This is a genomic window from Brucella sp. GW823-FHT04E01, assembly GCF_058796175.1.
On the sequence record NZ_JBXAIK010000004.1, the window covers coordinates 837,337 to 862,807 of the forward strand.

Below are 25,471 nucleotides of genomic sequence, written 5' to 3' on the forward strand. Positions count from 1 at the left end.
TCCAACGCTTGAGCGTTTCCGGCGAGGATTCCGGATGGCTTGATGCGTCTCTGGATCAAAAGTGAGGAAAGAAACAATCATGGCACGCAACAAGATTGCCCTCATCGGCTCCGGCATGATCGGCGGCACGCTCGCCCATCTGGCTGGTCTGAAGGAACTCGGCGACGTCGTCCTTTTCGACATTGCGGAAGGCATCCCGCAGGGTAAGGGACTGGATATCGCCGAATCTTCTCCGGTTGACGGTTTTGATGCGAAATACACCGGCGCCAACGACTACGCAGCAATTGAAGGCGCAGACGTTGTCATCGTGACCGCAGGCGTGCCGCGCAAGCCGGGCATGAGCCGCGACGACCTTCTGGGCATCAACCTCAAGGTGATGGAACAGGTTGGCGCAGGTATCAAGAAATACGCCCCTGAAGCTTTCGTCATCTGCATCACCAACCCGCTGGACGCCATGGTCTGGGCGCTGCAGAAGTTCTCCGGTCTTCCGGCGCACAAGGTTGTCGGCATGGCTGGCGTTCTCGACAGCGCCCGCTTCCGTTATTTCCTCTCGGAAGAGTTCAACGTTTCGGTTGAAGACGTCACGGCATTCGTGCTGGGCGGCCACGGCGACAGCATGGTTCCGCTGGCCCGTTACTCGACCGTTGCCGGTATCCCGCTGCCGGATCTCGTCAAGATGGGCTGGACCAGCCAGGACAAGCTCGACAAGATCATCCAGCGCACCCGTGACGGCGGCGCGGAAATCGTCGGCCTGCTCAAGACCGGCTCGGCTTTCTACGCTCCGGCTGCATCGGCCATCCAGATGGCTGAATCCTACCTCAAGGACAAGAAGCGCGTCCTGCCGGTTGCTGCCCAGCTTACGGGCCAGTACGGCGTCAAGGACATGTATGTCGGCGTGCCGACCGTGATCGGTGCCAATGGCGTCGAGCGCATCATTGAAATTGATCTCGACAAGAACGAAAAGGCTGAATTCGACAAGTCGGTGGCTTCGGTCGCCGGTCTTTGCGAAGCCTGCATCGGCATCGCTCCGTCGCTGAAGTAAAATTCCAGGCAAGGCCGGATTGTCGCATTTGTGCGGCTCCGGCCTTTTCCGGCTGTCAATTATCGGTCGAAGATTCGGGTCGTACCGGCTCGCTGAATCGGTCGGGAATCCGTAGAGGACAACCAGATGAATATTCACGAATACCAGGCCAAGCGCCTGCTTCACACCTACGGCGCACCGATCGCCAATGGTGTGGCTGTCTATTCCGTCGAACAGGCGGAAGAATGGGCAAAGACGCTTCCCGGACCGCTTTATGTCGTCAAGAGCCAGATCCATGCTGGTGGACGCGGCAAGGGCAAGTTCAAGGAACTGCCAGCCGATGCAAAGGGCGGCGTGCGCCTCGCCAAGTCGGTTGAGGAAGTGGTTGCCAATGCGAAGGAAATGCTCGGCAACACGCTCGTCACCAAGCAGACCGGCCCTGCCGGCAAGCAGGTCAACCGTCTTTACATCGAGGACGGCGCCGACATCGATCGCGAACTCTATCTCTCGATCCTGATCGACCGCACCGTTGGTCGTCCGGCTTTCGTCGTTTCGACCGAAGGCGGCATGGACATCGAAGCCGTTGCCGAAGAAACCCCTGAAAAGATCGTGACTGTCGCCATCGATCCGGCCAAGGGCGTAACGGACGAAGACGCCAGCAAGCTCGCCGACGCGCTGAAGCTTGAAGGTCAGGCTCGCGAAGACGGCGTCAAGCTGTTCCCGATCCTCTACAAGGCGTTCACCGAAAAGGACATGAGCCTTCTCGAGATCAACCCGCTGATCGTCATGACCGATGGCCGCGTGCGCGTTCTCGACGCCAAGGTATCGTTCGACGGCAATGCGCTGTTCCGTCATCCTGACATTCAGGAACTGCGCGATCTGTCGGAAGAAGACGAAAAAGAGATCGAAGCTTCCAAGTACGATCTCGCTTACGTGGCTCTCGACGGCAATATCGGCTGCATGGTCAACGGCGCAGGCCTTGCCATGGCAACGATGGACATCATCAAGCTCTACGGTGCAGAACCTGCCAACTTCCTCGACGTTGGTGGCGGCGCTTCCAAGGAGAAGGTGACGGCTGCGTTCAAGATCATCACCGCTGATCCGGCTGTCCAGGGCATTCTGGTCAACATCTTCGGTGGCATCATGAAGTGCGACGTCATTGCCGAAGGCGTGATCGCTGCGGTCAAGGAAGTCGGCCTCAAGGTTCCTCTGGTTGTCCGTCTCGAAGGCACCAATGTCGAACTCGGCAAGAAGATCATCAACGAGAGCGGCCTGAACGTCATTTCGGCCGACGATCTCGACGATGCGGCGCAGAAGATCGTCGCTGCAGTGAAGGGGAATTAAGGCATGTCCATTCTCGTCAACAAGGACACCAAGGTTCTCGTACAGGGCCTGACCGGCAAGACCGGCACCTTCCACACCGAACAGGCGCTTGCCTACTACGGCACGCAGATGGTCGGCGGTATCCATCCGAAGAAGGGTGGCGAAACCTGGGAAGGCCAGAAGGGCGAAAAGCTTCCGATCTTCGCAACCGTTGCCGAAGCCAAGGAACGCACAGGTGCAGACGCATCGGTGATCTACGTTCCGCCAGCAGGTGCTGCCGATGCGATCATCGAAGCCATCGAAGCTGAAATCCCGTTCATCGTCTGCATCACCGAAGGCATTCCGGTCATGGACATGGTTCGCGTCAAGGAGCGTCTGGAACGCTCGAAGTCGCGCCTGCTCGGACCGAACTGCCCGGGCATCCTGACCCCTGAAGAATGCAAGATCGGCATCATGCCGGGCAATATCTTCAAGAAGGGTTCGGTGGGTGTTGTTTCCCGCTCCGGCACGCTTACCTATGAAGCAGTGTTCCAGACCTCGAACGAAGGCCTCGGCCAGACCACTGCTGTCGGTATCGGCGGTGATCCGGTGAAGGGCACCGAGTTCATCGACGTGCTGGAAATGTTCCTGGCTGACGACGAAACCAAGTCGATCGTCATGATCGGTGAAATCGGTGGTTCGGCTGAAGAAGATGCGGCCCAGTTCCTCAAGGACGAAGCCAAGCGCGGTCGCAAGAAGCCGATGGTCGGCTTCATCGCTGGCCGTACAGCTCCTGCCGGACGCACCATGGGCCATGCTGGCGCCGTGATCTCCGGCGGCAAGGGCGGCGCGGAAGACAAGATTGCTGCCATGGAATCGGCCGGCATTCGCGTGTCGCCGTCGCCGGCGCAGCTCGGCAAGACGCTGGTCGAAGTCCTCAAGGGCTGAGATCGCGTATCGGTCTGAATATCCCGGCGGCGGCGAAAGCCGCTGCCGGGTTTAGCATAACAACGGGTCATGTGATCCGGCTTAGAGGGACGGATATCCGTTCCGACGCGTAGAGTTTAGTCATGCCGGGGTCTGTAGCGGTTCCTCCCCGGCGGCGTGAGGGATGAAGTTTCGAACTTCCGGCCCGCGCAAGATGAGCCACTGACAAGGAGACGGAGCGCTGCTCCGGATAGGCTATGGCAAGGCAAGAACAAGCCAACGACGTTTTCGCCCTTACCTCATTCCTCTATGGCGGCAATGCCGACTATATTGAGGAGCTGTACGCCAAGTATGAGGACGATCCGAATTCGGTCGATCCGCAGTGGCGCGATTTCTTCGCGAAGCTGGGCGACAATGCCGACGATGTGAAGAAAAACGCTGAAGGCGCGTCCTGGACCAGGAAAAACTGGCCGATTGCAGCCAATGGCGAACTGATTTCCGCGCTCGATGGCAACTGGGCTGAAGTTGAAAAGCACGTCACCGACAAGCTGAAAGGTAAGGCTGCAAAGGGCGAAGCGAAGGGTGCTACCGGCGCGGCTCTTACCAGCGAAGAGATTACGCAGGCTGCACGCGACAGCGTTCGCGCCATCATGATGATCCGCGCCTACCGCATGCGTGGCCATCTGCACGCCAATCTCGATCCGCTCGGTCTCTCCGAAAAGCCGAACGACTATAATGAGCTGGAGCCGGAAAACTACGGTTTCACGCCTGCCGACTACAACCGCAAGATCTTTATCGACAACGTGCTCGGCCTCGAATATGCGACCGTGCCGGAAATGCTCGACATTCTGAAGCGTACCTACTGTGGCACGATCGGCGTCGAATTCATGCATATCTCCGATCCGGCTGAAAAAGCCTGGATTCAGGAACGCATCGAAGGTCCGGATAAAAAGGTTGCTTTCACGCCGGAAGGCAAGAAGGCCATCCTGTCGAAGCTGATCGAAGCGGAAGGCTTCGAGCAGTTCATCGACGTCAAATACAAGGGCACCAAGCGTTTCGGCCTCGATGGCGGTGAATCGCTGATCCCGGCCCTTGAGCAGATCGTCAAGCGCGGCGGCGCCATGGGCGTCAAGGAAATCATCTTCGGCATGGCCCATCGTGGCCGTCTGAACGTGCTTAGCCAGGTCATGGGCAAGCCGCACCGCGCCATCTTCCACGAATTCAAGGGCGGCTCCTATGCACCGGACGACGTGGAAGGCTCGGGCGACGTGAAGTATCATCTGGGCGCTTCGTCGGACCGTGAATTCGACGGCAACAAGGTCCACCTGTCGCTGACCGCCAACCCGTCGCACCTCGAAATCGTCAACCCCGTCGTGATGGGCAAGGCCCGTGCCAAGCAGGACCTGCTGGCTGGTCGCACCCGTGACGACATGGTTCCGCTTGCAACGCGCGCCAAGGTTTTGCCGCTGCTCCTGCATGGCGATGCTGCCTTTGCCGGTCAGGGTGTTGTGGCCGAGTGCCTTGGCCTTTCGGGCCTGAAGGGGCACCGCGTCGCCGGTACGCTGCATTTCATCATCAACAACCAGATCGGTTTCACCACCAATCCGGCCTTCTCGCGTTCGTCGCCTTATCCGTCGGATGTTGCGAAGATGATCGAAGCGCCGATCTTCCACGTCAATGGCGACGATCCGGAAGCCGTGGTGTTCGCTGCCAAGGTTGCGACCGAATTCCGCATGACCTTCCACAAGCCGGTGGTCATCGACATGTTCTGCTATCGCCGCTTCGGTCACAACGAAGGCGACGAGCCGTCCTTCACCCAGCCGTTGATGTACAAGGCGATCCGTGCACACAAGACCACGGTTCAGCTCTACAGCGACAAGCTGATTGCTGAAGGCCTGATCAAGCAGGAAGAAATCGACCAGATGAAAGCGCAGTGGCGCGAAAATCTGGAAACCGAATTCGACGCCGGACAGAGCTACAAGCCAAACAAGGCCGACTGGCTGGACGGCGCTTGGGCTGGCCTGCGCACCGCGGACAATGCCGACGAACAGCGTCGCGGCAAGACTGCCGTACCGATGAAGACGCTCAAGGAAATCGGCAAGAAGCTGGTTGAAGTACCGAAGGACTTCCACGTCCATCGCACGATCCAGCGCTTCCTCGACAACCGTGCCAAGATGATGGAAACGGGCGAAGGGATCGATTGGGCGACGGCTGAATCGCTGGCATTCGGTTCGCTGGTTGCTGAAGGCAGCCCGATCCGCCTGTCCGGTCAGGACGTCGAACGCGGCACCTTCTCGCAGCGTCACACGGTTCTCTACGATCAGGAAACCCAGAACCGCTACATTCCGCTCAACAATATCCAGAAGGGTCAGGCGATCTACGAGGCCATCAACTCGATGCTCTCGGAAGAAGCAGTGCTGGGCTACGAATACGGCTATTCGCTGTCCGACCCGCGCGCTCTGGTTCTGTGGGAAGCCCAGTTCGGCGATTTCGCCAATGGTGCACAGGTCGTGTTCGACCAGTTCATCTCGTCGGGCGAACGCAAGTGGCTGCGCATGTCCGGTCTCGTCTGCCTTCTGCCGCACGGCTATGAAGGTCAGGGTCCGGAACACTCCTCGGCTCGTCTGGAACGCTGGTTGCAGATGTGTGCGGAAGACAACATGCAGGTGGCCAACGTTACGACGCCGGCTAACTACTTCCATATTCTGCGCCGCCAGATGAAGCGCGACTTCCGCAAGCCGCTCATCATGATGACGCCGAAGTCGCTGCTGCGTCACAAGCGTGCCGTTTCGACCCTCAACGAACTGTCGGGCGAATCCTCGTTCCACCGTCTGCTGTGGGACGATGCGCAGTACAACAAGGACGAAGGCATCAAGCTCCAGAAGGATGCAAAGATCCGTCGCGTCGTTCTCTGCTCGGGCAAGGTCTATTACGATCTTTACGAAGAGCGTGAAAAGCGTGGCATCGATGACGTCTACCTGCTGCGTGTCGAACAGCTTTATCCGTTTCCGGCCAAGGCACTCATCAATGAGCTGTCACGCTTCCGCCATGCGGAAATGGTCTGGTGTCAGGAAGAGCCGAAGAACATGGGCGCATGGTCGTTCATCGACCCGTATCTGGAATGGGTGCTGGCTCATATCGACGCCAAGCATCAGCGCGTGCGCTATGCAGGCCGTCCGGCGGCAGCATCGCCTGCAACGGGTCTGATGTCGAAGCATCTTGCGCAGCTCGCCGCTTTCCTTGAGGATGCGCTCGGTAACTGATCCGGGTTAGAGTTCTGGAGCAGTTTTTCGGAACTGCTCCAACCTGAATTGAACACAAAATCTAAAGTTTGAAGATCAACGGAAGAAGAAACCATGGCCACCGAAATTCGCGTTCCCACGCTTGGGGAGTCCGTTACTGAGGCAACCATCGGAAAATGGTTCAAGAAGGTCGGCGACGCCATCGCCATCGATGAACCGCTGGTGGAACTGGAAACCGACAAGGTGACAGTGGAAGTTCCGGCTGCTGCTGCTGGCGTATTGGCTGAAATCACGGCCAAGGAAGGCGACACTGTCGAGGTCAATGCGCTTCTCGGCCAGATTTCCACCGATGGCGCTGCCGTCGCTGCGGCTCCTGCTGCGAAGAAGGAAGAAGCCAAGCCTGCTGCCGCACCGGCAGCAGCACCTGTCGCTTCGGCTTCGTCGGGCCCGGCTATGCAGCCTGCCCCGGCTGCCTCCAAGCTGCTTGCTGAAAATAACCTCTCCGCCGATCAGGTGGACGGTTCCGGCAAGCGCGGTCAGGTGCTGAAGGGCGACGTGCTCGACGCTATCGCCAAGGGTGTTTCCGCTGCTCCGGCTCCGGCCGCACCGGCCGCTGCCCGTCCGGCATCGTCGGCTGGCGACGTATCGCGCGAAGAACGCGTGAAGATGACCCGTTTGCGCCAGACCATCGCCAAGCGTCTGAAGGATGCCCAGAACACCGCCGCCATGCTGACGACTTATAACGAAGTCGACATGTCTGCGGTGATGGAACTGCGCACCAAGTACAAGGACGTCTTCGAAAAGAAGCATGGCGTGAAGCTCGGCTTCATGGGCTTTTTCACCAAGGCCGTAACCCATGCGCTGAAGGAAATCCCGGCTGTTAATGCCGAGATCGACGGTACAGACATCATCTACAAGAACTTCGCCCATGTCGGCATGGCCGTCGGCACGGACAAGGGCCTTGTGGTTCCGGTCATCCGTGACGCCGACCAGCTTTCGATTGCAGGCGTTGAAAAGGAACTGGGACGTCTTGCCAAGGCAGCACGCGACGGCACGCTTTCGGTCGCTGACATGCAGGGCGGCACGTTCACCATCACCAATGGCGGTGTGTACGGTTCGCTGATGTCCTCACCGATCCTGAACGCTCCGCAGTCGGGTATCCTCGGCATGCACAAGATTCAGGAACGTCCGGTTGTCGTGGGCGGTCAGATTGTCATCCGTCCGATGATGTATCTGGCGCTTTCCTACGATCACCGCATTGTGGACGGCAAGGAAGCGGTGACATTCCTCGTGCGCGTCAAGGAAAGCCTGGAAGATCCGGAACGTCTGGTTCTCGATCTCTAAGGACGAACGATGGAGCAGGGCGTCTTCTCCGCATCCCCGTTTCTGCCGTTGGTCGGCTTGAGCGTTGTCCTGCTGGTGGTTCATATCCTCCTGCAGGGCTTTGCGGCGACGAAGGAACTTGGCTCTCGATGGAATGCCGGTCCGCGCGACGAGGGTTTGAAACCCTCCGGCAAATTTGCCGGGCGCGCGGAACGGGCCTCCGCCAATTTTCGCGAGACCTATCCGGCTTTCATCGGTCTGGCGCTGGCGCTCGTGCTGAAAGGCGATCCGTCCGGCTGGGGTATTCTCGGGGCGTGGCTCTGGTTTTTCGGTCGCATCGTCTATATCCCGCTTTATCTGGCGGGCATTCCCTATTTCCGTTCCTTCGTCTGGCTCATTAGTCTGGTGGGGCTCGGTATCATGCTTCTGGCTTTGGTTCTGTGATGACAGCCTGCGCGTGAAACACGCGCAATGAAGGAAACACGATGCATCCCTATCTGTTCGAACTTGCATCCCTGATGGCGATTTTCGTCTTTGCCATTGTTTCCCCCGGCGCCGATCTCGCCATGGTCATCCGGCAATCGCTGCTGCATGGCCGCCGCGAGGCGATCATCACGAGCTTCGGCATCGGCGCCGCCCTGATGATGCATGTGACTTACACGGTTTTGGGCCTCGGGCTCATCATTTCCAAGTCGATCTATCTGTTCAATATCGTCAAATGGTGCGGTGTGGCCTATCTGTTCTATATCGGCATCAAGGCGCTGCGGGCTGGAACCACAAAGATCGACGTGGACGCAACGCCGAAGGAACCGCGCAAGCAGCAGAGCTTTGCCAAGGCATTCGGCCTCGGCTTTGCCGCCAATGCGCTGAACCCAAAGGCCGTGTTCTTCTTTCTGTCGATTTTCTCGACGGTCGTTCATGCCCATACGCCGACTGAGGTGAAGCTCGGTTACGGTGTCGTGATGGCGACGGCGCTCATTTCCTGGTTTGTTGGCGTCAGCCTTTTCATGACGACGCCGAAGATGCGGGCGGCTTTCTCGCGCGCCTCGAAATGGATTGATCGGGCCAGTGGTGTTGTCTTCATCGCGCTGGGGCTTAAACTTGCCACCGAAAAGGCTATGTAAGAAGCAACAGGTTCAGTTTTGCTGAACCTCGATTCGCTGCCGGAAACGCTCAACCGGAACATTCAGGGAGAACCGACAGATGCACGCTGCAAACAAGCTTTTCAGGACCGCCGCCGCTTCGGTGCTTGCGCTCACCGTGTTCTCAACTGCGGTTCAGGCGGCCTGCACCCAGAATCGGGCGATTTATCGCGATCGCGACGATGCTTATACGCTAACCTTCCGCCCGGAGCAGCCGAACGACCTGAAAATGTCACCGGCGCCGACGAACGAGTTCACCATTACGGCCAATGACAAGCCCGAGTTCAAGCTGAGCGGCATGGTGATCTGGCCGGAAGAAGGCGTGGCGCGTCCTTATGCGTTGCTGACCTTCAACTGCAAGGGCGATGGTTCCAATCCGGAAGATCTCGACGATTGCAGTATCTGGCAGAGCGTCATCTATGCGCTGAAGGAAGGCGCGGAAGCCGATGTCCTGCCCAAGGCGGAAGAACCGGCGGCGCAGGCAATCCTGCTGCCTGATCTGGTGACGGCGCTTGATGGTTATGATTTTGGAGCGGCGAAACCTGAAAAGCCGCTTCAGTGGGAAGCATTCCGTTTTCAGGGATGTTCACCAGACGAGGAATAGCCGGCACCCTGTAGGCACCGGTTGCATGTGAATAATTTCGAATGAGAGAACGGGCCCGGATGAACGGGGCGTTCGAAAAAAGTTCAGGACAGACTGAAGAAGGATAGTTCAATGTCATACGATGTGGTTGTCATCGGTACGGGCCCTGGCGGTTATGTCGCCGCGATCAAGGCTGCACAGCTTGGTCTTTCCGTTGCTGTTGTGGAGAAGCGCAAGACCTTCGGTGGCACCTGCCTGAATATCGGCTGCATTCCCTCCAAGGCACTTCTGCATGCGTCGGAAGTTTTTGCTGAAGCCGGTCACTCCTTCGACACGCTCGGCGTGGAAGTGACGCCGAAGCTCAATCTGGGAAAGATGCTGGCGCACAAGGACACGACCGTAAAGGCCAATGTCACGGGCGTTGAATTCCTGTTCAAGAAGAACAAGATCACGGCCTTCATCGGCACTGGCAAGATCGTTGGCAAGGGCAAGGTTTCTGTGACCGCCGAAGACGGCAAGGTCGAGGAAATCGAAGCAAAGAACATCATCATTGCTACCGGTTCCGATGTTGCGGGCATTCCGGGCGTCAAGGTCGATATTGATGAGAAAGTCATCGTTTCCTCGACTGGCGCGCTTTCCTTCGACAAGGTTCCGGGCAGCCTGATCGTTGTCGGCGGCGGCGTGATCGGTCTGGAACTTGGTTCCGTCTGGGCGCGTCTTGGTGCGAAGGTCACGGTCGTCGAATATCTCGACAAGGTGCTCGGGCCCATGGATGGCGAAGTGTCGAAGCAGTTCCAGCGCCTGCTCGAAAAGCAGGGCATTGCCTTCAAGCTCGGCGCGAAGGTGACGGGCGTAGAGAAAGCCGGCAAATCAGGTTCCGGGGGAGCGAAAGTGACCTTCGAACCGGTGAAGGGCGGTAATGCAGAGACACTTGAAGCAGATGCGGTTCTGATCGCGACCGGCCGTCGTCCTTACACGGACGGTCTTGGCCTTCAGGAAGCGGGCGTGAATATCGATGATCGTGGCCGTGTTGCAATCGACGACCATTGGCGCACCAATGTCGAAGGCATCTATGCCATCGGCGACGTGGTGCAGGGTCCGATGCTGGCGCACAAGGCCGAAGACGAAGGCATTGCGGTTGCCGAAATCATTGCCGGTCAGGCCGGTCACGTGAATTTCGATGTCATTCCGAGTGTGGTTTATACGCAGCCGGAAGTCGCTTCGGTCGGCAAGACCGAAGAAGAACTGAAGGCCGCCGGTATCGACTACAAGGTGGGCAAGTTCCCGTTCACGGCCAATGGTCGTGCACGCGCCATGCTGCACACAGACGGCTTCGTGAAAATCCTTGCTGACAAGGCAACGGATCGCGTTCTGGGCGCTCATATCCTCGGCTATAATGCCGGTGAAATGATCCACGAACTGGCTGTTCTGATGGAGTTTGGCGGCTCGTCGGAAGATCTGGCACGCACCTGCCATGCCCACCCGACCATGTCGGAAGCTGTGCGCGAATCCGCATTGGCGACCTTTGCCAAGCCGATCCATATGTAATTGGCTGCAACCATATGATTATAAAAAGGCCCGCTGATGCGGGCCTTTTTCGTTAATGCTTAATTTTGTGCCGGTGGGGCTGGAGCCGGTGTGGCAGGCTCACTCTGTGTCGTCGGCGGCGGAGGAGGTGGAGCCGCAGTATCCGTTCCACTGCCATTCCGGTAGAAGAAGTAAGCGAGGATAATGATCGCTGCCAGAAGCACCGCACCAAGCAGATAGCCACTTCCGCCGCGCGGGGGCGGAGGTGGCGGCATTCCGGAAGGGTCTGACAGGCGCGGATCGGAAGTTGTGCGCGGGTCGCTATTTCGTGGATCAAGGGGATCAACCATAACGGGCTCCTCCAATGGTCCCTTTCGTCATCGAAGCGACGTTTGGGAAATGACGGTTGGCCGGGCATTTGCGGTCATACATGAGCCAATCTGTGCTCCGACCGCCTCAAATGTGTGTTGTCATGCGTTGCGATAACAAACCCGGTGTATATCAATGCGAGAAAGAGCGCTTAGTTCCAAGAAATCTAATATAAGAAGAGCTATGAATTAATAGCTATACAATGCAATTCGGCGAGGATTCTATTAACCCAAGCGAAACTGCACATTGATATGTATATTCAATCACGGAAGCGATCCGGTAATAGGGACTATGGTCGATCAACTGGCCATCTTGGCTTTATCACTGTAAATCATTGATGAGGTCGGGTCGTTGAGAGCGATCGTAAACCACGCCGAAATTTGAGGAATGACATAATGCCGTCGAAAGAGAACCTGAAAACCATTGAGCGCTTCGAAAAGCTCTCTTCGCTTCTGCGCGATGAACAGTTCAAGCTTCTCGACGAAGCGGCACGGGAAGAGGCGCTTCCGGGAAAATCGATACTGAGACAGATTGCCGAACTCGAGCTCAATATAACGGCCATTGAAAACAGCATCACCGATCTGAAAGCCGACTAGCGATATTCTAGCTTAGAGGTTTTATAGTGAGCTCACCCGATAGCCTTTTGCGCGTAACAGTTCAATTATTCCGTCCTTGCCCGGCAGATGCAGGGCGCCGACGGCAATAAAGGCATTTCCCTTGTCGATGATCGGAACGGCACGATCCGTCATGACCTGATTACGGTCGGAAATGAGATATTTTAGAAATAGTTCATAGTCTGCTTCGGAAAGACTGTCGGGAACGATCTTTCGGAGCGACGGCATGATCATGCCAATCTCGCCCTTGAGGTAGAGCGCGGTCGTGGTCTCCATGGCATCCTCGACCTTGTCGCCATAGTCGACGGTAGCCACCAGATTGCGGAGATGGAAGTCGAGCGGCATCCGGTTCATCGCGACCAGTTGTTCTGCTGCACTTTCCAGGCCCAAAACACTGCGGCCCTCGGCCTGTGCGTCGAGAGCCAGCCTTTCATCAAGCGATTTCTCGCCATCGTTTTTGCGCTCCCTCTCGCATTTTGGAAGTGCGAGCAGGCTGGTCAGCACCCACGGCTTCATTTTTGCAACCGCGTCGAGAACGATACCGCGTTCTGCAAGCTTCTGTTCGATCTCCTCCCGCCGCTCGGGCGGAATATGCGACTTCAAGGTGCTGCCATCAGTGAAGAGCAGCAGGTCGGGCTGTTCGAGCTTGAGACGCAGGAAAGCCTTCGGGTCCAGAATATCCGTCGTTTCGATGACGACAGTGCTTGCTGACCGATAGGCCTCGTCGGCAGCTTTCGGCAATGTCAAAACACGCGGATCGGAAAGATGGATCGTGCCAAAGAGATAGGACGGTTCGACGCCGTCTTTATCGATTTTCCAGAGAAGCCCTTTGCGATTGGGTACAGCATCGGCTTCGCGCTGTATTTCCTGCCAACTTGCCGGGTCTTTTGCCTCCAACCCGTCAATGAGATTGATGCCGTGCACGGCGCAAGCAGCAGGTGCATCGTCGGCGCGGGCCGAGACAGTGCCTGCCAGACAGGCATAGAGGAGAACGAGAAGCAGCTTTTTCATGAGAGTAATATAGGGGCGGTTTTTGCCGATGCCAGCGACTTCTCAAGCGCGCGGATGCGCCTTGTCATAGACTTCCAGCAGTCGCTCGGTATCCACGCCGGTATAGACCTGTGTGGTCGAGAGGCTTGCGTGGCCAAGCAGCTCCTGGATGGTCCTGAGATCACCGCCTCGCCCCAGAAGGTGGGTGGCGAAGGAATGGCGCAGCGCATGCGGCGTCGCGCTGTCGGGCAGGCCGAGACCAGCACGCAGTTTCTGCATTTCACGCTGGATGATCGCAGCATGCAGCACGCCGCCCTTGGCGCCTCGAAAAAGCGGTTTGTCGGCGGAAAGGTCGAACGGACAAAGCGTTCGATATTGTGCAATGGCGCGATGCACGATGGGCAGAAGCGGGACGAGGCGCGCTTTGCTGCCCTTGCCCGTAATGGTGATCGAACGGGCAGTGCTGTCAGACAGCGCATCACCCATCAGGCCGAGCGCTTCCGAAATGCGCAGGCCGCAACCGTAGAGCAAGGTCAGGACGGCTGCGTTGCGCGCGGCAATCCATGGCTCCTCCGCCATTTGCCCATCGGCTGCAACCACGCGCCGGGCGTCTTCGGCGGTCAATGGTTTCGGCAGTGATTTCGGCTGGCGCGGCGCACGCATGGCGCTTGCGCCTGCCGCATTGGCCAGGCCGCGTTTTTCCAGATGGCGTAAAAGCGAGCGCACACCGGCAAGCCCGCGGCCCAGCGTGCGGGCACCGACGCCTTCATTGCGACGGCTGGCCAGAAACGAACGCAGGTCGGCGATCCGTAGATTGCCAACATCTTTCAGCGATGGCGGTTCGCCCAGATGCCCAGTCAGAAAATTGAGGAACTGCCGCGTGTCGCGCTCATAGGCTTCGAGTGTGTTTTCCGACAGGCGGCGCGCATCCTTCAGCGTCTTCAACCATTCTTCACGCGCCGCTGCGAGGTCGGCGCGGGCAGGGATCAGAAATTCGCTGTTCGTTGTCATAATCAAGCCGGTCGTTCATTCTGGATGGACGGACAGTCTGCCAGCGATAGGTTACCGGCTGGTTGTTCGTGGGACGAAAAGCACTATTCTTACGAATTGAGGTGAATTGCGCTGACGAAAGGGTTATTGAACGAAAAATAGTTCTATTCGAGCAGCAGAAACAAGGTTGGCAATGCCACGTCCAGAAAACCCGATCCAGCTTGCCGTCATTGGTGCCGCCCATGGCACGCGTGGCGAAGTGAGAGTAAAGACCTTTACCGGCGACCCGCTGGCAATTGCCGAATACGGCCTGCTCTATGACGAACAGGGCAAGAGTTACGAGGTTCTGGAAGCTCGTCCTGCAAAGACGGTTGTGGTCGTGCGCTTCAAGGGCATCAATGATCGTAATGCCGCCGAAGCGCTGAACGGGACCGAACTTTTCATTGATCGTTCGCAGCTGCCGGACGACGAACTGGACGAAGATGAGTTCTTCCAGACCGACCTGATCGGCTTGCTGGCGGTGGATGCCGAAGGCAAGACCTATGGCGTGGTGAGCGCCCTGTTCGATTTCGGTGGCGGCGACCTCATCGAGCTCAGCGAAAAGGGCAAGCGCCCGATGCTTATTCCTTTCACGGAGGCAGCCGTACCGGAAATCGATCTGGACAAGGGCACGCTGCTGGTCGAGCCCTATGCCGCTGGACTGATCGCCGACGATGAGGATGAACGCCCGCAGAACGAAAAGAAAAAGCCGAAGAAGTCATGACCGACGTTTCAAGGGTCGATGATGAGCCGGGCTTCTTTCATGCATCGGTGCTGACGCTTTATCCGGAAATGTTTCCCGGTCCCCTTGGCACTTCGCTTGCAGGTAAGGCACTCAGCGAGGCCAAATGGCAGCTTGATGCGGTGCAGATTCGCGATTTTGCGGAAGGCAAGCATCGTATGGTCGATGACACGCCATCCGGTGGTGGCGCTGGCATGGTGATGAAGCCGGATGTGATCGCCCGCGCGCTGGATTCGGTTGCCGACGGTCGCCGTCCGACGCTGCTGATGAGCCCGCGCGGAAAGCCGCTAACGCAGAAGCGCGTGCGCGAACTGGCCGACGGACCGGGCGCGATCATTCTTTGTGGCCGCTTCGAGGGTGTGGACGAGCGCGTCATCGAGGCGCGCAATCTCGAGGAAGTATCGATCGGCGATTACATCCTGTCGGGTGGAGAAACCGCGGCAATCGTTTTGCTTGATGCAATCGTGCGGCTTTTGCCGGGTGTGATGGGCAATCGCGAATCCGGAGAGACGGAAAGTTTTGAAACCGGGCTGCTCGAACATCCGCATTATACCCGTCCGCAGGTTTGGGAAGATAGGCCCATTCCCGAAATCCTGACCTCCGGCAATCATGGCGCAATCGATAAATGGCGGCATGAGCAGGCCGAACGGATCACGAAGGAACGGCGTCCCGATCTTTGGGAAGCCTATAGCGAGGGCAAACGCAAATGAACCTGATCCAGCGGCTCGAAAGTCTTTCCCTCGCGCTGCTGGCGCTGGGAGCCTATTGGGTCAGCGGTGCAAGCTGGTGGCTTTTCGCCCTGCTCATTCTGGCGCCCGATCTGTCTTTCTTCGGCTATATGAAGGGGCCGCGCACCGGCGCCGTGGTCTATAATATCGCCCATAGCTGGATCGGCATTGTGCTTCTCGCAGTTCTGGGCTGGGCGATGAACTGGCAGATCTGCATCGCTATGGCACTGATCTGGGCCGTGCATATCGGCGTCGACCGCGCGCTTGGCTTCGGTCTCAAATATGGAACCGGTTTCAAGGACACGCATCTGGGTCGTATCTGAGGCGATTTTCTTGTCCTGATATTGATTCATTGGCGGCAATGGTGTATTGCCGCGCGAGTTCGGGCTAGTACCGACATTGTAATATCTCGTTCGGGCAAAGCCCGAAACGTCCTAAACCAATAAATGGTGTACCGCTCCTGCCTGAAATTGAGGGCATAGTCGCAGGGCCAAGGATTGCTTGGCGGCAAGTGCAGAGCGCTCTGACTGTTTGAGAAGAATTCAAGAAGGAGAGAGACGATGACCGATATCATTCGTCAGCTTGAAGCCGAACAGGCAGCAAAGATCGAAGAAAAGCGCAAGCTTCCAGATTTCCAGCCGGGCGACACGGTTCGCGTTCAGGTTCGCGTTACCGAAGGTACGCGTACCCGCGTGCAGGCCTATGAAGGCGTTTGCATTGCCCGTTCCGGCGCTGGCCTCAACGAAAACTTCACCGTTCGCAAGATTTCTTACGGCGAAGGCGTAGAGCGCGTATTCCCGGTTTACTCGCCGATCGTCGAAGGCGTTGAACTCGTTCGCCGCGGCAAGGTTCGTCGCGCGAAGCTTTACTACCTGCGTGGCCTTACCGGTAAGGCTGCCCGTATTGCTGAAAAGAAAGACAACCGTACCAAGGCCGAGCGCGAAGCCGACAAGGCTGCCGCTGCCAAGGCCGAAGCCGCCAAGGCTGCTGCTGAATAAGTTTCACAGCAATCTGTTTGAAAAAGGCGGCCTCGGGTCGCCTTTTTTATTTGCCAAATGCGACGGGCTGCGTAACATATTGCATAATTCCGCCCATATCTCGCAAGATTGTTACTGCGACACCCTGTTGCGGTTTCAGTTTCTTGACGAACCGTGATGGCGGGTGCATATGACAGCCAAAGTTAAGAACTATTCAAAGGACCTCTCGCAATGAGCGCGCCGCGTACACTTTACGACAAGATCTGGGACGACCATGTAGTGGATCAGCAGGAAGACGGAACCTGCCTCCTTTATATTGATCGCCATCTTGTGCACGAAGTGACGAGTCCGCAGGCTTTTGAAGGCCTGCGCATGGCTGGCCGCAAGGTGCGTCATCCTGAAAAGACGCTGGCCGTGGTCGATCACAATGTTCCGACCTCACCGGACCGCATCAACGGTATCAAGAACGAGGAAAGCCGCATTCAGGTCGAAGCTCTGGCCAAGAATGCTGCGGATTTCAACGTTGAATATTATTCCGAGCGTGATCGCCGTCAGGGTGTCGTGCACATCGTCGGACCGGAACAGGGCTTCACCCTGCCGGGCATGACCATCGTCTGCGGCGATAGCCACACCTCCACGCATGGCGCTTTCGGTTCGCTGGCGCATGGTATTGGCACCTCCGAGGTGGAACACGTTCTGGCTACCCAGACGCTGATCCAGAAGAAAGCCAAGAACATGCTGGTGCGTGTCGAGGGCGAACTGGCTCCCGGCGTCACCGCCAAGGACATCACGCTTGCCATCATCGGCGAAATCGGCACGGCGGGCGGCACCGGTTATGTGATCGAATATGCAGGCAGCGCCATTCGCTCGCTGTCAATGGAAGGTCGCATGACCGTCTGCAACATGTCGATTGAAGGCGGCGCACGCGCTGGTCTGATCGCACCGGACGAAACGACCTTTGCCTATGTGCAGGACAAGCCGCGCGCGCCGAAGGGCGAAGCGCTGGAACAGGCGATTTCGTACTGGAAGACGCTGCATTCGGATGAGGGTGCACATTTCGACAAGATCGTCGAACTGGATGCCGCTAAGATTTCGCCGGTCGTTTCCTGGGGTTCCTCACCGGAAGACGTGGTCTTCGTCACCGACATCGTTCCGAACCCGGACGAGATCAAGGACGAAACCAAGCGTGCATCCAAGTGGCGTGCTCTGGACTATATGGGCCTGAAGCCGGGCACCAAGATGACCGACATCAAGATCGATCGCGTCTTCATTGGTTCCTGCACCAATGGTCGTATCGAAGATCTGCGCGATGCGGCACGCATGGCCGCTGGCAAGAAGGTTGCGGCTGGCGTCAATGCCATGATCGTGCCGGGCTCGGGTCTCGTGAAGGAACAGGCGGAAGCTGAAGGTCTGGACAAGATCTTCATCGAAGCCGGTTTTGACTGGCGCGAGCCGGGTTGCTCCATGTGCCTGGCCATGAACGACGACCGCCTGAAGCCGGGCGAACGTTGCGCTTCGACCTCGAACCGTAACTTCGAAGGACGTCAGGGCTTTAAGGGCCGCACGCATCTCGTGTCACCAGCCATGGCTGCCGCTGCGGCAATTGCCGGACATTTCGTCGACATTCGCGAGTGGAACTGAGGTTTCACACCTGACGAAGCGTTTTTGAAGCGCTTCTGGAAAGATCAAACCGCCGGTTCATCCCGGCGGTTTTTCTTTGGCTGTATATTAGCAGCTTTTTCACGCTTTGATTGTAAGGAGGAATGGGGTGGCTGGCGTCTGGGAGCCTTTGACAGCCAGCACGGGGAAGAGCATCGATGAATGGAGCCGACTTTATCCTCCTGATCAACATGACCGTTTCCGGTCTGTTTGCTTTCGCATTTCTCGGCATTGCCGTTTATGCGCGGGATAATGCGGCCGCGCCTGTCTTCGCCTTCGGCTTTATTTTCGCAATGCTCTATTTCCTGACAGAGCTTGCCATGCCTTCCATTCCCAATCCCCGCCTCGGCTATATGCTCGCCTTTTCGACCTATTACCTGACATTGTCCTGTCTGGTCGTCGGTCTGGCGCGGATGTATGCCCGACCGGTGCCGTGGATTGCGCTCGGTCTGCTGACCATTGCATCTCTCGCCGCGGTCTACAGCATATATGACATTGCCCGCAGCCAGATGATCGGCATGCTGCTTTATCAGGCGCCCTATTTCCTCGTACTCCTTCTGGCAGTGTGGCTGATCCTGCGGGTGGAACGCAACGGTATCGATACCTTGATGGCGATGCTGTTTGGTATCAGTGCCGTCCACTTCCTGTTCAAGCCGGTCATCGCCGTGCTGTCGGGAGGCGCGGGTGCTGAACCGGCTGATTATATCGATACGACCTATGCAATGTTCTCGCAGTCAATCGGTGCTGCTCTTTCCGTCGCAGGCGGGCTGCTTCTGCTCTTGAGCCTGATGCGGGAGCTGATCGCCAATATGCTGATCCGCTCGGAAACGGACCAGCTATCGACGTTGCTCAATCGGCGCGGTTTTGAGTTTCGCGCCGAGGCTGCAATTGAAAAGTCGAAACGCATGCGGCAGGCTCTGTCGCTTGTTCTGTGCGACATCGACCACTTCAAGGCAATCAACGATACACATGGTCATGCGCTGGGAGATCGCGTCATCGCCGCTTTCTCCGCCGAATTGCGCAAGGCAGCCAATGCCAAGGGTGGGATTGCCGCGCGTATTGGCGGCGAGGAATTCGCGATCATTCTGCCGGGCAATACGATCCAGTCCGCATGGAGATTTGCGGACAAGACCCGGCTTGTCTGTCGCGATATCCATATTCCGGGCAGGAACGGCGGGATTGAATTCACCGTGAGCTTCGGTATCGCGGAAATGGAATTCGACGATGTGTTTTCCGATCTCTACAAGCGGGCCGACGGGGCGCTTTATGAAGCGAAGAAGGGCGGGCGCAACTGCGTCCGCAGCGCTCTGCCGATATTGGTGGACGAAAACGTGGTGGAATTCCGCTCAAAGGCCGGGCGTTGAACGAATCCTATTGATAGCCGCAGCCTGCATGGTCGAGGACCGGCGTTTCCCCGCGGTCGATCCCATACATGAAAGAGCGTCCGTGCAGCACGACTGCGCTCTCGCAATTGCTGTTGGGCTTGGCGACGATATAGGCAACCGTGCGATCCCGCGACGCGGTAATCACCTTCATGCGTTGCGGCGAAGGCAAAACTGGCTTCTGCGCCGCGCCGACCCGGATGATCTTGGCGCCATTATCCGGCATCTGGACGACAAGATTTCCCGACGCATCGACGGAGCGCATCGCTTCTTCGGCAAGCGCGGGACCGGTCAGCGCAAGGGCGCCGACGACAACCAGACCAAGTATCAGCCGTTTGCAGTTTGCCATCGTTGATCGAGCCTCATCGTGCATGATCCCAAAGAGAATGAGGACTATCTTAACTCTTTCTTTACCTTTGTCATCCGTGCTGGCTAAAATCGAACCGGTCTTCTCGTGCGCTACTGCTTCGCAGGTCGCAGGCGGAAGAGCTGGAAACGCCAAGGAACGTCCAATGACCAAAGATCATGCCGTCGATATTGCGCTCCTCCATCTGCGTGATGCCCATGAATTCGCGCCGCTGCTGGCAAGCTATGCGCAGGCGCTGAAGCGCGGCGCGCCACGCCGCCCCGATGATTTTTATGCCGAACACCTGCTTCAGGATCGCGCCGCTGAAACTCTGGGGGCCAGGGTCGACGGAAATCTGGTCGGCTTCGTGATCTTCTACGATTTGCCCGAACCCGTGACGGGTCTGCGTGCAGGGCAGGTGGACCATATTTATGTGCATCACGATCATCGCGGAAAGGGCATAGCCAAGGCGCTGATCGACGTGCTTGCCGACAAGGCGGAAGAGCGCAGCTGGTCCAAGCTGGTGCTTAATGCGCCGCGCGTGCCGGAAGACGGGCGCAAGCTCTATGAACAGATTGCTACGGCTGCGGACTGGTCGAGCTATGTGATTCGATTCGGCAGTTGATCGATTTCCCAAAAGTTGATGAAATTACACATGTTTTTGCCGATTGCGGTCTTCAATCGTTTGAATGCCGCAATCACGCGAATGTGTCGCCCAGGTGCGACCAATTGTTAGTCTTTTCGTGAAAAAGCTTCTTTGACGTGATGGTAAAAGCGCAGTAGAAAGCGCCACATAGGGCCGTACGCCACGGTCCAGCCATATTTTATTGGGTCGTACCGGCGCGGGATCGTAAAGTCCGGTTCCCTGTGCTTTGGACGACGTCGAACTGGGGTTCGGGAGAACCCGCAACCTGGCTGCTTCGCTGATCTTCGTCAGCGGGGTGTGGCCGGAGAGAAACGTCAGGGAAGCCTACAGAGCCATGACACAACCGACTGTAACGCGCCAGCGTCCTTTGTCGCCGCACCTGTCCATCTACAAGCCGGTCATTACGATGACGATGTCCATCGTCCATCGCATCACGGGCGGCGCACTTTACTTCGGCACCCTGTTGCTGGCAGCCTGGCTGATTTCGGCTGCGGTCAGCGAAGAGTGCTTCAATTTCGTCAACGCATTGTTCTCGTCCTGGATCGGTCGCCTGATCCTGTTCGGCTATACCTGGGCGCTTCTGCACCATCTGGCCGGTGGCGTTCGTCACCTGATCTGGGATACGGGCGCTGGTCTTGAAAAGCACACAGCTTCGAAGATCGCCTGGGCGACCGTCGTTTTCTCCGTCATCGCCACGATCCTCGTCTGGGTCGTTGCCTATTCGGTGCGCTAGGGAGAGCTGGTTTCATGAACGGTATGAACAATGATATGCGCACCCCGCTCGGCAAGGTTCGGGGTCTGGGATCAGCCAAGGAAGGCACCGGTCATTTCTGGTATCAGCGCTTGAGCGCCGCCGCTCTTGTGCCGCTGGTCATGTTTTTCATCGGTCTGGTCATTTCGCTCAATGGCGCAAGCTATGCGGAAGTCCGGGCTGCCCTGTCGCATCCCTTCACGGCAATCGTGATGGCGCTGTTCGTTCTGACTGGCGTTTATCACATGCGCCTGGGTATGCAGGTCATTATCGAAGATTATGTGCATGGCGAAGGCATGAAGGTCGTGCTGGTGATGTTGAACACCTTCTTTACAGCGGTGGTCGGCTTTGCCTGCATTTTTGCGATTCTCAAGCTGAGCTTCGGAGGTTGATAGCCCGATGGCTAGTGCAGTAAACAACGCGGCCGATGCTGCCGTGGCAAGCAAATATACCTATGTCGATCACAAGTTCGACGTGGTGGTGGTCGGAGCTGGCGGCGCGGGCTTACGCGCAACGCTCGGCATGGCCGAGCAAGGCCTGAAGACGGCTTGCATCACCAAGGTTTTCCCGACCCGTTCGCATACGGTCGCAGCGCAGGGTGGCATCGCCGCTTCGCTCAAGAATATGGGCCCGGACAGCTGGCAGTGGCACATGTACGATACCGTCAAGGGATCGGACTGGCTCGGCGACACCGATGCGATGGAATATCTGGCGCGTGAAGCGCCTGCCGCCGTCTACGAACTGGAACACTACGGTGTGCCTTTCTCGCGTACGGAAGAAGGCAAGATCTATCAGCGCCCGTTCGGCGGTCACATGCAGAATTTCGGCGACGGCCCTCCGGTCCAGCGCACCTGTGCTGCTGCCGACCGTACCGGCCACGCGATCCTGCATACGCTCTACGGCCAGTCGCTCAAGAACAACGCGCAGTTCTTCATCGAATATTTCGCGCTCGATCTCATCATGACCGACGGTGTCTGCACCGGCGTCGTGGCGTGGAACCTTGATGACGGCACGATCCATCGCTTCTCGGCCAAGATGGTGGTTCTGGCGACGGGCGGTTATGGCCGTGCCTATTTCTCGGCAACCTCTGCTCATACCTGCACCGGCGATGGTGGCGGCATGGTTGCACGTGCCGGCCTGCCACTGCAGGACATGGAATTCGTACAGTTCCATCCAACTGGCATCTATGGCGCTGGCTGCCTGATTACTGAAGGCGCGCGCGGTGAAGGCGGTTATCTGGTCAATTCCGAAGGCGAGCGCTTCATGGAGCGTTATGCGCCATCGGCCAAGGATCTTGCCTCGCGTGATGTTGTCTCGCGCTGCATGACCATGGAAATCCGTGCTGGCCGTGGCGTCGGCAAGGCCAAGGATCACATCTTCCTGCATCTTGACCATCTCGATCCGGCTGTTCTGCATGAACGCCTGCCGGGTATTTCGGAATCGGCCAAGATTTTCGCAGGCGTCGATGTGACCAAGGAACCGATCCCGGTTCTCCCGACGGTTCACTACAATATGGGTGGCATTCCGACCAATTACTGGGGCGAAGTGTTGAACCCGACCGAGGCTGATCCAGACCGCGTACAGCCGGGCCTGATGGCTGTCGGCGAAGCGGGCTGCGCTTCGGTGCACGGCGCAAACCGTCTCGGCTCCAACTCGCTGATCGATCTGGTCGTGTTTGGCCGTGCGGCTGCAATCCGCGCCGGGCAGGTCATCGATCGCAAGTCGAAGATTCCGGACCTCGACGTTACCGCCTGCGACAAGATCATGGAGCGCTTCGATCGTCTGCGTTTTGCCAACGGCTCCCAGCCGACCGCAGAACTGCGCGAGAAGATGCAGCGTACCATGCAGGAAGATGCCGCCGTATTCCGTACGTCGGAATCGCTCAAGCAAGGCGTCGAGCGCATGGAAAAGCTCTGGCATGAACTGCCGGACATCAAGGTTACCGACCGTTCGATGATCTGGAACTCCGATCTCGTCGAAACGCTTGAGCTGGAAAACCTGATGGCGAATGCGCTGACGACGGTTGTTTCCGCCGAAGCGCGCCAGGAAAGCCGCGGTGCCCATGCGCATGAGGATTTCCCGGATCGCAACGATGCCGTGTGGCGCAAGCACACCCTGTCCTGGCTGTCGCCGGATGGCAAGGTCAAGCTTGACTACCGTCCTGTCCACCTCGATCCGTTGACGACGGAAGAGGAAGGCGGCATCAGCCTCGCCAAGATTGCGCCGAAGAAGCGCGTTTACTAATCAAGGGAAAGAGCAATGGTTGAACTCGCACTTCCCAAGAATTCGCGCCCGCAAGAGGGCAAGACCTGGCCGCGCCCCGACGGTGCGAAGCGGGTTACCGAATTCCGTATCTATCGCTGGTCGCCGGACGACGACGCCAATCCGAGCATCGACACCTATTATGTCGATCGCGACGATTGCGGTCCGATGGTTCTGGACGGTCTGCTCTATATCAAGAACAAGATCGACCCGACCCTGACGCTGCGCCGTTCGTGCCGTGAAGGCATTTGCGGTTCCTGCGCCATGAATATCGACGGCGCAAACACGCTTGCCTGCACCAAGGGCATGGACGACATCAAGGGTGCCATCAAGGTTTACCCGCTGCCGCATATGCCGGTGGTGAAGGATCTTGTGCCGGACCTCACCAATTTCTACGCCCAGCATCGTTCCATCGAGCCATGGCTCAAGACGGTTTCGCCGGAGCCGCAGAAGGAATGGCTGCAGAGCCATGAGGACCGTCAGAAGCTCGACGGTCTCTACGAGTGCATTCTGTGCGCCTGCTGCTCGACCTCGTGCCCGAGCTACTGGTGGAACGGCGACCGATATCTCGGTCCTGCCGTGCTGCTGCAAGCTTATCGCTGGCTGATCGATAGCCGCGACGAAGCCAAGGGCGAACGCCTCGACAATCTCGAAGACCCGTTCCGGCTCTATCGCTGCCACACGATCATGAATTGTGCGCAGACCTGCCCGAAGGGCTTGAACCCTGCCAAGGCGATTGCCGAAATCAAGAAGATGATGGTCGAGCGCCGCGTGTAATCGCGGCAATCGCTTTTATCCGCAGTCCCTGTCGGCCTGTGGCCTCCACGTCTCTTGTGCCGATATCAAGAAGATGATGGTCGAACGCCGCGTCTAGTAGCGTGACTGATCTGGAATTTGAGAAGGGGGAAGGTGCAAACCTTCCCCTTTTTCTTGATCAGAGCTCTGGTTGCCATCGCAGAAGGCTTGATCTTTGTAGCTGCGCCGATATCTCATTGGAGAATAGATCCATCGGAGACAGGGCAATCATGCTCGATCATATTGGTTTCAACATTTCCAGCATGTCCAAGTCGCGAGCATTCTATGATGCGGCACTCGCCCCCCTTGGCATAAGCCGCGCCATGGAGTTCGGCGACTGGGTAGGGTATGGCCGCAATGGCAAGCCGGAATTCTGGATCGGCAAGCAGAAGGGCGCGAAGCTCGATGGCGTGCTTCATGTGGCTTTTTCGGCTGGAACCCGCTCCGAGGTTGACCGCTTTTATGAAGCGGCAATTGCTGCCGGGGGGGCCGACAACGGCAAACCCGGCTTGCGTGCCGATTACCATCCTGATTACTACGCTGCTTTCGTGACGGACCCGGATGGGCATAATATCGAGGCTGTTTGCCACCTGCCCGAATAGAAAAGCGGGCTTGCGCCCGCTCATCATTTCCGCGTCTTGGAATTTTTCAGACCAGCTTTGCGTCCAGCGTAACTTCAATGGCGCCCAGTGCTTTCGAGAGAGGGCAGGACTGCTTGGCCTTGTTGGCGAGCGCTTCGAAATCCTCGACCGAAATGCCGGGAATAGAGGCATTGAGCGTGAGCGCGCTGCGGCTGATCTCAAAGCCACCGCCAGCTGCGGGGCCGACAGTGACTGCCGCAGTTGCTTCCAGCTTTTCCGGTGGTGTTCCGTGTTCCGTCAGGAGTGCGGAAAGCTGCATGGCAAAGCAGCCTGCGTGAGCAGCACCCAGAAGTTCTTCCGGATTGGTGCCGGAGCGACCGCTTTCGTCCTGAAAACGAGCTTTGAAATCGTAAGGCAGGTCTTTCAGTGCACCGCTTTGCGTGTTGAGGGTGCCTTTGCCTTCCTTCAGCGTGCCTTGCCAGACGGCGGTTGCTTTTCTGTCCATGGGAAGCTCTCCTCTCAGTTGGGATTTC

General features: G+C 57.7%; 27 protein-coding genes. 22 read left to right on the plus strand and 5 right to left on the minus strand.

Annotated features, from left to right (window positions below; translation table 11 throughout):
• Positions 1 to 79 precede the first annotated feature (79 nt).
• The 9 genes from mdh (at position 80) to lpdA (ending at position 11,088) form a co-directional block, all read left to right on the plus strand.
• Complete coding sequence (gene mdh / locus AC1RHM_RS19075; protein ID WP_010657595.1) at positions 80 to 1,042, plus strand: malate dehydrogenase; 963 nt, start codon at positions 80 to 82, stop codon at positions 1,040 to 1,042.
• Between the two features lie 126 nt (positions 1,043 to 1,168).
• Entirely contained in the window at positions 1,169 to 2,365 is a 1,197-nt protein-coding gene (sucC, locus tag AC1RHM_RS19080; RefSeq protein WP_010657594.1) for an ADP-forming succinate--CoA ligase subunit beta, read from the plus strand.
• A 3-nt stretch (positions 2,366 to 2,368) separates the two neighbouring features.
• A complete protein-coding gene (gene sucD, locus AC1RHM_RS19085; protein ID WP_010657593.1) occupies positions 2,369 to 3,271 on the plus strand; it encodes a succinate--CoA ligase subunit alpha in 903 nt (300 codons plus the stop codon).
• A 236-nt stretch (positions 3,272 to 3,507) separates the two neighbouring features.
• Positions 3,508 to 6,513, plus strand: a complete 3,006-nt coding sequence (locus tag AC1RHM_RS19090; RefSeq protein ID WP_010657592.1) for a 2-oxoglutarate dehydrogenase E1 component — start codon at positions 3,508 to 3,510, stop codon at positions 6,511 to 6,513.
• A 93-nt stretch (positions 6,514 to 6,606) separates the two neighbouring features.
• Positions 6,607 to 7,836: a 2-oxoglutarate dehydrogenase complex dihydrolipoyllysine-residue succinyltransferase gene (gene odhB / locus AC1RHM_RS19095; RefSeq protein ID WP_010657591.1), complete on the plus strand. Its 1,230-nt coding sequence runs from the start codon at positions 6,607 to 6,609 to the stop codon at positions 7,834 to 7,836.
• Positions 7,837 to 7,845: 9 nt separating this feature from the next.
• On the plus strand, positions 7,846 to 8,259 hold the full coding sequence (locus tag AC1RHM_RS19100) for an MAPEG family protein (protein ID WP_010657590.1): 414 nt from the start codon (positions 7,846 to 7,848) through the stop codon (positions 8,257 to 8,259).
• A 41-nt stretch (positions 8,260 to 8,300) separates the two neighbouring features.
• Complete coding sequence (locus AC1RHM_RS19105; protein WP_010657589.1) at positions 8,301 to 8,939, plus strand: LysE family translocator; 639 nt, start codon at positions 8,301 to 8,303, stop codon at positions 8,937 to 8,939.
• 79 nt (positions 8,940 to 9,018) lie between these two features.
• Positions 9,019 to 9,561 (plus strand): hypothetical protein, encoded by a 543-nt coding sequence (locus AC1RHM_RS19110; protein ID WP_010657588.1) that lies wholly within the window; start codon positions 9,019 to 9,021, stop codon positions 9,559 to 9,561.
• A 111-nt stretch (positions 9,562 to 9,672) separates the two neighbouring features.
• The gene (gene lpdA, locus AC1RHM_RS19115; RefSeq protein WP_010657587.1) at positions 9,673 to 11,088 is read left to right on the plus strand and encodes a dihydrolipoyl dehydrogenase; all 1,416 of its coding nucleotides are present in this window, start codon (positions 9,673 to 9,675) and stop codon (positions 11,086 to 11,088) included.
• A 59-nt stretch (positions 11,089 to 11,147) separates the two neighbouring features.
• Here lpdA and AC1RHM_RS19120 read toward each other — a convergent pair whose 3' ends face one another.
• Positions 11,148 to 11,417, minus strand: a complete 270-nt coding sequence (locus AC1RHM_RS19120; protein WP_010657586.1) for a hypothetical protein — start codon at positions 11,415 to 11,417, stop codon at positions 11,148 to 11,150.
• Positions 11,418 to 11,831: 414 nt separating this feature from the next.
• Between AC1RHM_RS19120 and AC1RHM_RS19125 the strand changes: the two genes are divergently transcribed.
• Entirely contained in the window at positions 11,832 to 12,032 is a 201-nt protein-coding gene (locus tag AC1RHM_RS19125; protein ID WP_010657585.1) for a hypothetical protein, read from the plus strand.
• Between the two features lie 21 nt (positions 12,033 to 12,053).
• Here AC1RHM_RS19125 and AC1RHM_RS19130 read toward each other — a convergent pair whose 3' ends face one another.
• Both AC1RHM_RS19130 and AC1RHM_RS19135 read right to left on the minus strand, forming a co-directional pair.
• Positions 12,054 to 13,061 carry a TraB/GumN family protein gene (locus AC1RHM_RS19130; RefSeq protein WP_010657584.1) on the minus strand — a complete coding sequence of 336 codons (1,008 nt, stop codon included), beginning with the start codon at positions 13,059 to 13,061 and terminating at the stop codon, positions 12,054 to 12,056.
• 42 nt (positions 13,062 to 13,103) lie between these two features.
• Positions 13,104 to 14,051 carry a tyrosine recombinase XerC gene (locus tag AC1RHM_RS19135; RefSeq protein ID WP_010657583.1) on the minus strand — a complete coding sequence of 316 codons (948 nt, stop codon included), beginning with the start codon at positions 14,049 to 14,051 and terminating at the stop codon, positions 13,104 to 13,106.
• 172 nt (positions 14,052 to 14,223) lie between these two features.
• Here AC1RHM_RS19135 and rimM point away from each other — a divergent pair, with 172 nt between their 5' ends.
• From rimM to AC1RHM_RS19165, 6 genes are all read left to right on the plus strand, one after another.
• Complete coding sequence (rimM, locus tag AC1RHM_RS19140; RefSeq protein ID WP_010657582.1) at positions 14,224 to 14,793, plus strand: ribosome maturation factor RimM; 570 nt, start codon at positions 14,224 to 14,226, stop codon at positions 14,791 to 14,793.
• Positions 14,790 to 15,521, plus strand: coding sequence for a tRNA (guanosine(37)-N1)-methyltransferase TrmD (gene trmD / locus AC1RHM_RS19145; protein WP_029929674.1), 732 nt, complete (start codon positions 14,790 to 14,792; stop codon positions 15,519 to 15,521). Before rimM ends, trmD begins: the two co-directional genes overlap by 4 nt.
• Positions 15,518 to 15,862, plus strand: coding sequence for a DUF4260 domain-containing protein (locus tag AC1RHM_RS19150; protein WP_010657580.1), 345 nt, complete (start codon positions 15,518 to 15,520; stop codon positions 15,860 to 15,862). The genes trmD and AC1RHM_RS19150 overlap by 4 nt, the downstream gene beginning before the upstream one ends.
• Positions 15,863 to 16,099: 237 nt before the next feature.
• Entirely contained in the window at positions 16,100 to 16,537 is a 438-nt protein-coding gene (gene rplS, locus AC1RHM_RS19155) for a 50S ribosomal protein L19 (protein WP_006467977.1), read from the plus strand.
• A 210-nt stretch (positions 16,538 to 16,747) separates the two neighbouring features.
• Positions 16,748 to 18,157, plus strand: coding sequence for a 3-isopropylmalate dehydratase large subunit (leuC, locus tag AC1RHM_RS19160; RefSeq protein ID WP_010657579.1), 1,410 nt, complete (start codon positions 16,748 to 16,750; stop codon positions 18,155 to 18,157).
• 176 nt (positions 18,158 to 18,333) lie between these two features.
• Positions 18,334 to 19,539: a GGDEF domain-containing protein gene (locus AC1RHM_RS19165; RefSeq protein ID WP_010657578.1), complete on the plus strand. Its 1,206-nt coding sequence runs from the start codon at positions 18,334 to 18,336 to the stop codon at positions 19,537 to 19,539.
• Between the two features lie 7 nt (positions 19,540 to 19,546).
• On the opposite strand, the gene AC1RHM_RS19170 is transcribed toward AC1RHM_RS19165, so the two are convergent.
• Complete coding sequence (locus tag AC1RHM_RS19170) at positions 19,547 to 19,906, minus strand: hypothetical protein (RefSeq protein WP_010657577.1); 360 nt, start codon at positions 19,904 to 19,906, stop codon at positions 19,547 to 19,549.
• A gap of 163 nt (positions 19,907 to 20,069) precedes the next feature.
• Here AC1RHM_RS19170 and AC1RHM_RS19175 point away from each other — a divergent pair, with 163 nt between their 5' ends.
• From AC1RHM_RS19175 to AC1RHM_RS19200, 6 genes are all read left to right on the plus strand, one after another.
• Positions 20,070 to 20,528, plus strand: a complete 459-nt coding sequence (locus AC1RHM_RS19175) for a GNAT family N-acetyltransferase (RefSeq protein ID WP_010657576.1) — start codon at positions 20,070 to 20,072, stop codon at positions 20,526 to 20,528.
• A gap of 355 nt (positions 20,529 to 20,883) precedes the next feature.
• Positions 20,884 to 21,282 carry a succinate dehydrogenase, cytochrome b556 subunit gene (gene sdhC / locus AC1RHM_RS19180; protein ID WP_010657575.1) on the plus strand — a complete coding sequence of 133 codons (399 nt, stop codon included), beginning with the start codon at positions 20,884 to 20,886 and terminating at the stop codon, positions 21,280 to 21,282.
• Positions 21,283 to 21,296: 14 nt separating this feature from the next.
• Entirely contained in the window at positions 21,297 to 21,692 is a 396-nt protein-coding gene (sdhD, locus tag AC1RHM_RS19185; RefSeq protein WP_010657574.1) for a succinate dehydrogenase, hydrophobic membrane anchor protein, read from the plus strand.
• Between the two features lie 7 nt (positions 21,693 to 21,699).
• Positions 21,700 to 23,544, plus strand: a complete 1,845-nt coding sequence (gene sdhA, locus AC1RHM_RS19190; protein WP_012091143.1) for a succinate dehydrogenase flavoprotein subunit — start codon at positions 21,700 to 21,702, stop codon at positions 23,542 to 23,544.
• A 15-nt stretch (positions 23,545 to 23,559) separates the two neighbouring features.
• Positions 23,560 to 24,339, plus strand: a complete 780-nt coding sequence (locus AC1RHM_RS19195; RefSeq protein ID WP_010657572.1) for a succinate dehydrogenase iron-sulfur subunit — start codon at positions 23,560 to 23,562, stop codon at positions 24,337 to 24,339.
• Positions 24,340 to 24,587: 248 nt separating this feature from the next.
• Positions 24,588 to 24,959, plus strand: a complete 372-nt coding sequence (locus AC1RHM_RS19200) for a VOC family protein (protein ID WP_010657571.1) — start codon at positions 24,588 to 24,590, stop codon at positions 24,957 to 24,959.
• Between the two features lie 46 nt (positions 24,960 to 25,005).
• Here the strand turns inward: AC1RHM_RS19200 and AC1RHM_RS19205 are convergent, their stop codons facing one another.
• Positions 25,006 to 25,443 (minus strand): OsmC family protein, encoded by a 438-nt coding sequence (locus AC1RHM_RS19205; RefSeq protein WP_010657570.1) that lies wholly within the window; start codon positions 25,441 to 25,443, stop codon positions 25,006 to 25,008.
• Positions 25,444 to 25,471: the final 28 nt, after the last annotated feature.

Bases quoted from the DNA above. Each gene is read 5' to 3' on its own strand.
- mdh (WP_010657595.1), top strand. From the start codon at position 80: ATGGCACGCAACAAGATTGCCCTCATCGGCTCCGGCATGATCGGCGGC.
- sucC (WP_010657594.1), top strand. From the start codon at position 1,169: ATGAATATTCACGAATACCAGGCCAAGCGCCTGCTTCACACCTACGGC.
- sucD (WP_010657593.1), top strand. From the start codon at position 2,369: ATGTCCATTCTCGTCAACAAGGACACCAAGGTTCTCGTACAGGGCCTG.
- AC1RHM_RS19090 (WP_010657592.1), top strand. From the start codon at position 3,508: ATGGCAAGGCAAGAACAAGCCAACGACGTTTTCGCCCTTACCTCATTC.
- odhB (WP_010657591.1), top strand. From the start codon at position 6,607: ATGGCCACCGAAATTCGCGTTCCCACGCTTGGGGAGTCCGTTACTGAG.
- AC1RHM_RS19100 (WP_010657590.1), top strand. From the start codon at position 7,846: ATGGAGCAGGGCGTCTTCTCCGCATCCCCGTTTCTGCCGTTGGTCGGC.
- AC1RHM_RS19105 (WP_010657589.1), top strand. From the start codon at position 8,301: ATGCATCCCTATCTGTTCGAACTTGCATCCCTGATGGCGATTTTCGTC.
- AC1RHM_RS19110 (WP_010657588.1), top strand. From the start codon at position 9,019: ATGCACGCTGCAAACAAGCTTTTCAGGACCGCCGCCGCTTCGGTGCTT.
- lpdA (WP_010657587.1), top strand. From the start codon at position 9,673: ATGTCATACGATGTGGTTGTCATCGGTACGGGCCCTGGCGGTTATGTC.
- AC1RHM_RS19120 (WP_010657586.1), bottom strand. From the start codon at position 11,417: ATGGTTGATCCCCTTGATCCACGAAATAGCGACCCGCGCACAACTTCC.
- AC1RHM_RS19125 (WP_010657585.1), top strand. From the start codon at position 11,832: ATGCCGTCGAAAGAGAACCTGAAAACCATTGAGCGCTTCGAAAAGCTC.
- AC1RHM_RS19130 (WP_010657584.1), bottom strand. From the start codon at position 13,061: ATGAAAAAGCTGCTTCTCGTTCTCCTCTATGCCTGTCTGGCAGGCACT.
- AC1RHM_RS19135 (WP_010657583.1), bottom strand. From the start codon at position 14,051: ATGACAACGAACAGCGAATTTCTGATCCCTGCCCGCGCCGACCTCGCA.
- rimM (WP_010657582.1), top strand. From the start codon at position 14,224: ATGCCACGTCCAGAAAACCCGATCCAGCTTGCCGTCATTGGTGCCGCC.
- trmD (WP_029929674.1), top strand. From the start codon at position 14,790: ATGACCGACGTTTCAAGGGTCGATGATGAGCCGGGCTTCTTTCATGCA.
- AC1RHM_RS19150 (WP_010657580.1), top strand. From the start codon at position 15,518: ATGAACCTGATCCAGCGGCTCGAAAGTCTTTCCCTCGCGCTGCTGGCG.
- rplS (WP_006467977.1), top strand. From the start codon at position 16,100: ATGACCGATATCATTCGTCAGCTTGAAGCCGAACAGGCAGCAAAGATC.
- leuC (WP_010657579.1), top strand. From the start codon at position 16,748: ATGAGCGCGCCGCGTACACTTTACGACAAGATCTGGGACGACCATGTA.
- AC1RHM_RS19165 (WP_010657578.1), top strand. From the start codon at position 18,334: ATGAATGGAGCCGACTTTATCCTCCTGATCAACATGACCGTTTCCGGT.
- AC1RHM_RS19170 (WP_010657577.1), bottom strand. From the start codon at position 19,906: ATGGCAAACTGCAAACGGCTGATACTTGGTCTGGTTGTCGTCGGCGCC.
- AC1RHM_RS19175 (WP_010657576.1), top strand. From the start codon at position 20,070: ATGACCAAAGATCATGCCGTCGATATTGCGCTCCTCCATCTGCGTGAT.
- sdhC (WP_010657575.1), top strand. From the start codon at position 20,884: ATGACACAACCGACTGTAACGCGCCAGCGTCCTTTGTCGCCGCACCTG.
- sdhD (WP_010657574.1), top strand. From the start codon at position 21,297: ATGAACGGTATGAACAATGATATGCGCACCCCGCTCGGCAAGGTTCGG.
- sdhA (WP_012091143.1), top strand. From the start codon at position 21,700: ATGGCTAGTGCAGTAAACAACGCGGCCGATGCTGCCGTGGCAAGCAAA.
- AC1RHM_RS19195 (WP_010657572.1), top strand. From the start codon at position 23,560: ATGGTTGAACTCGCACTTCCCAAGAATTCGCGCCCGCAAGAGGGCAAG.
- AC1RHM_RS19200 (WP_010657571.1), top strand. From the start codon at position 24,588: ATGCTCGATCATATTGGTTTCAACATTTCCAGCATGTCCAAGTCGCGA.
- AC1RHM_RS19205 (WP_010657570.1), bottom strand. From the start codon at position 25,443: ATGGACAGAAAAGCAACCGCCGTCTGGCAAGGCACGCTGAAGGAAGGC.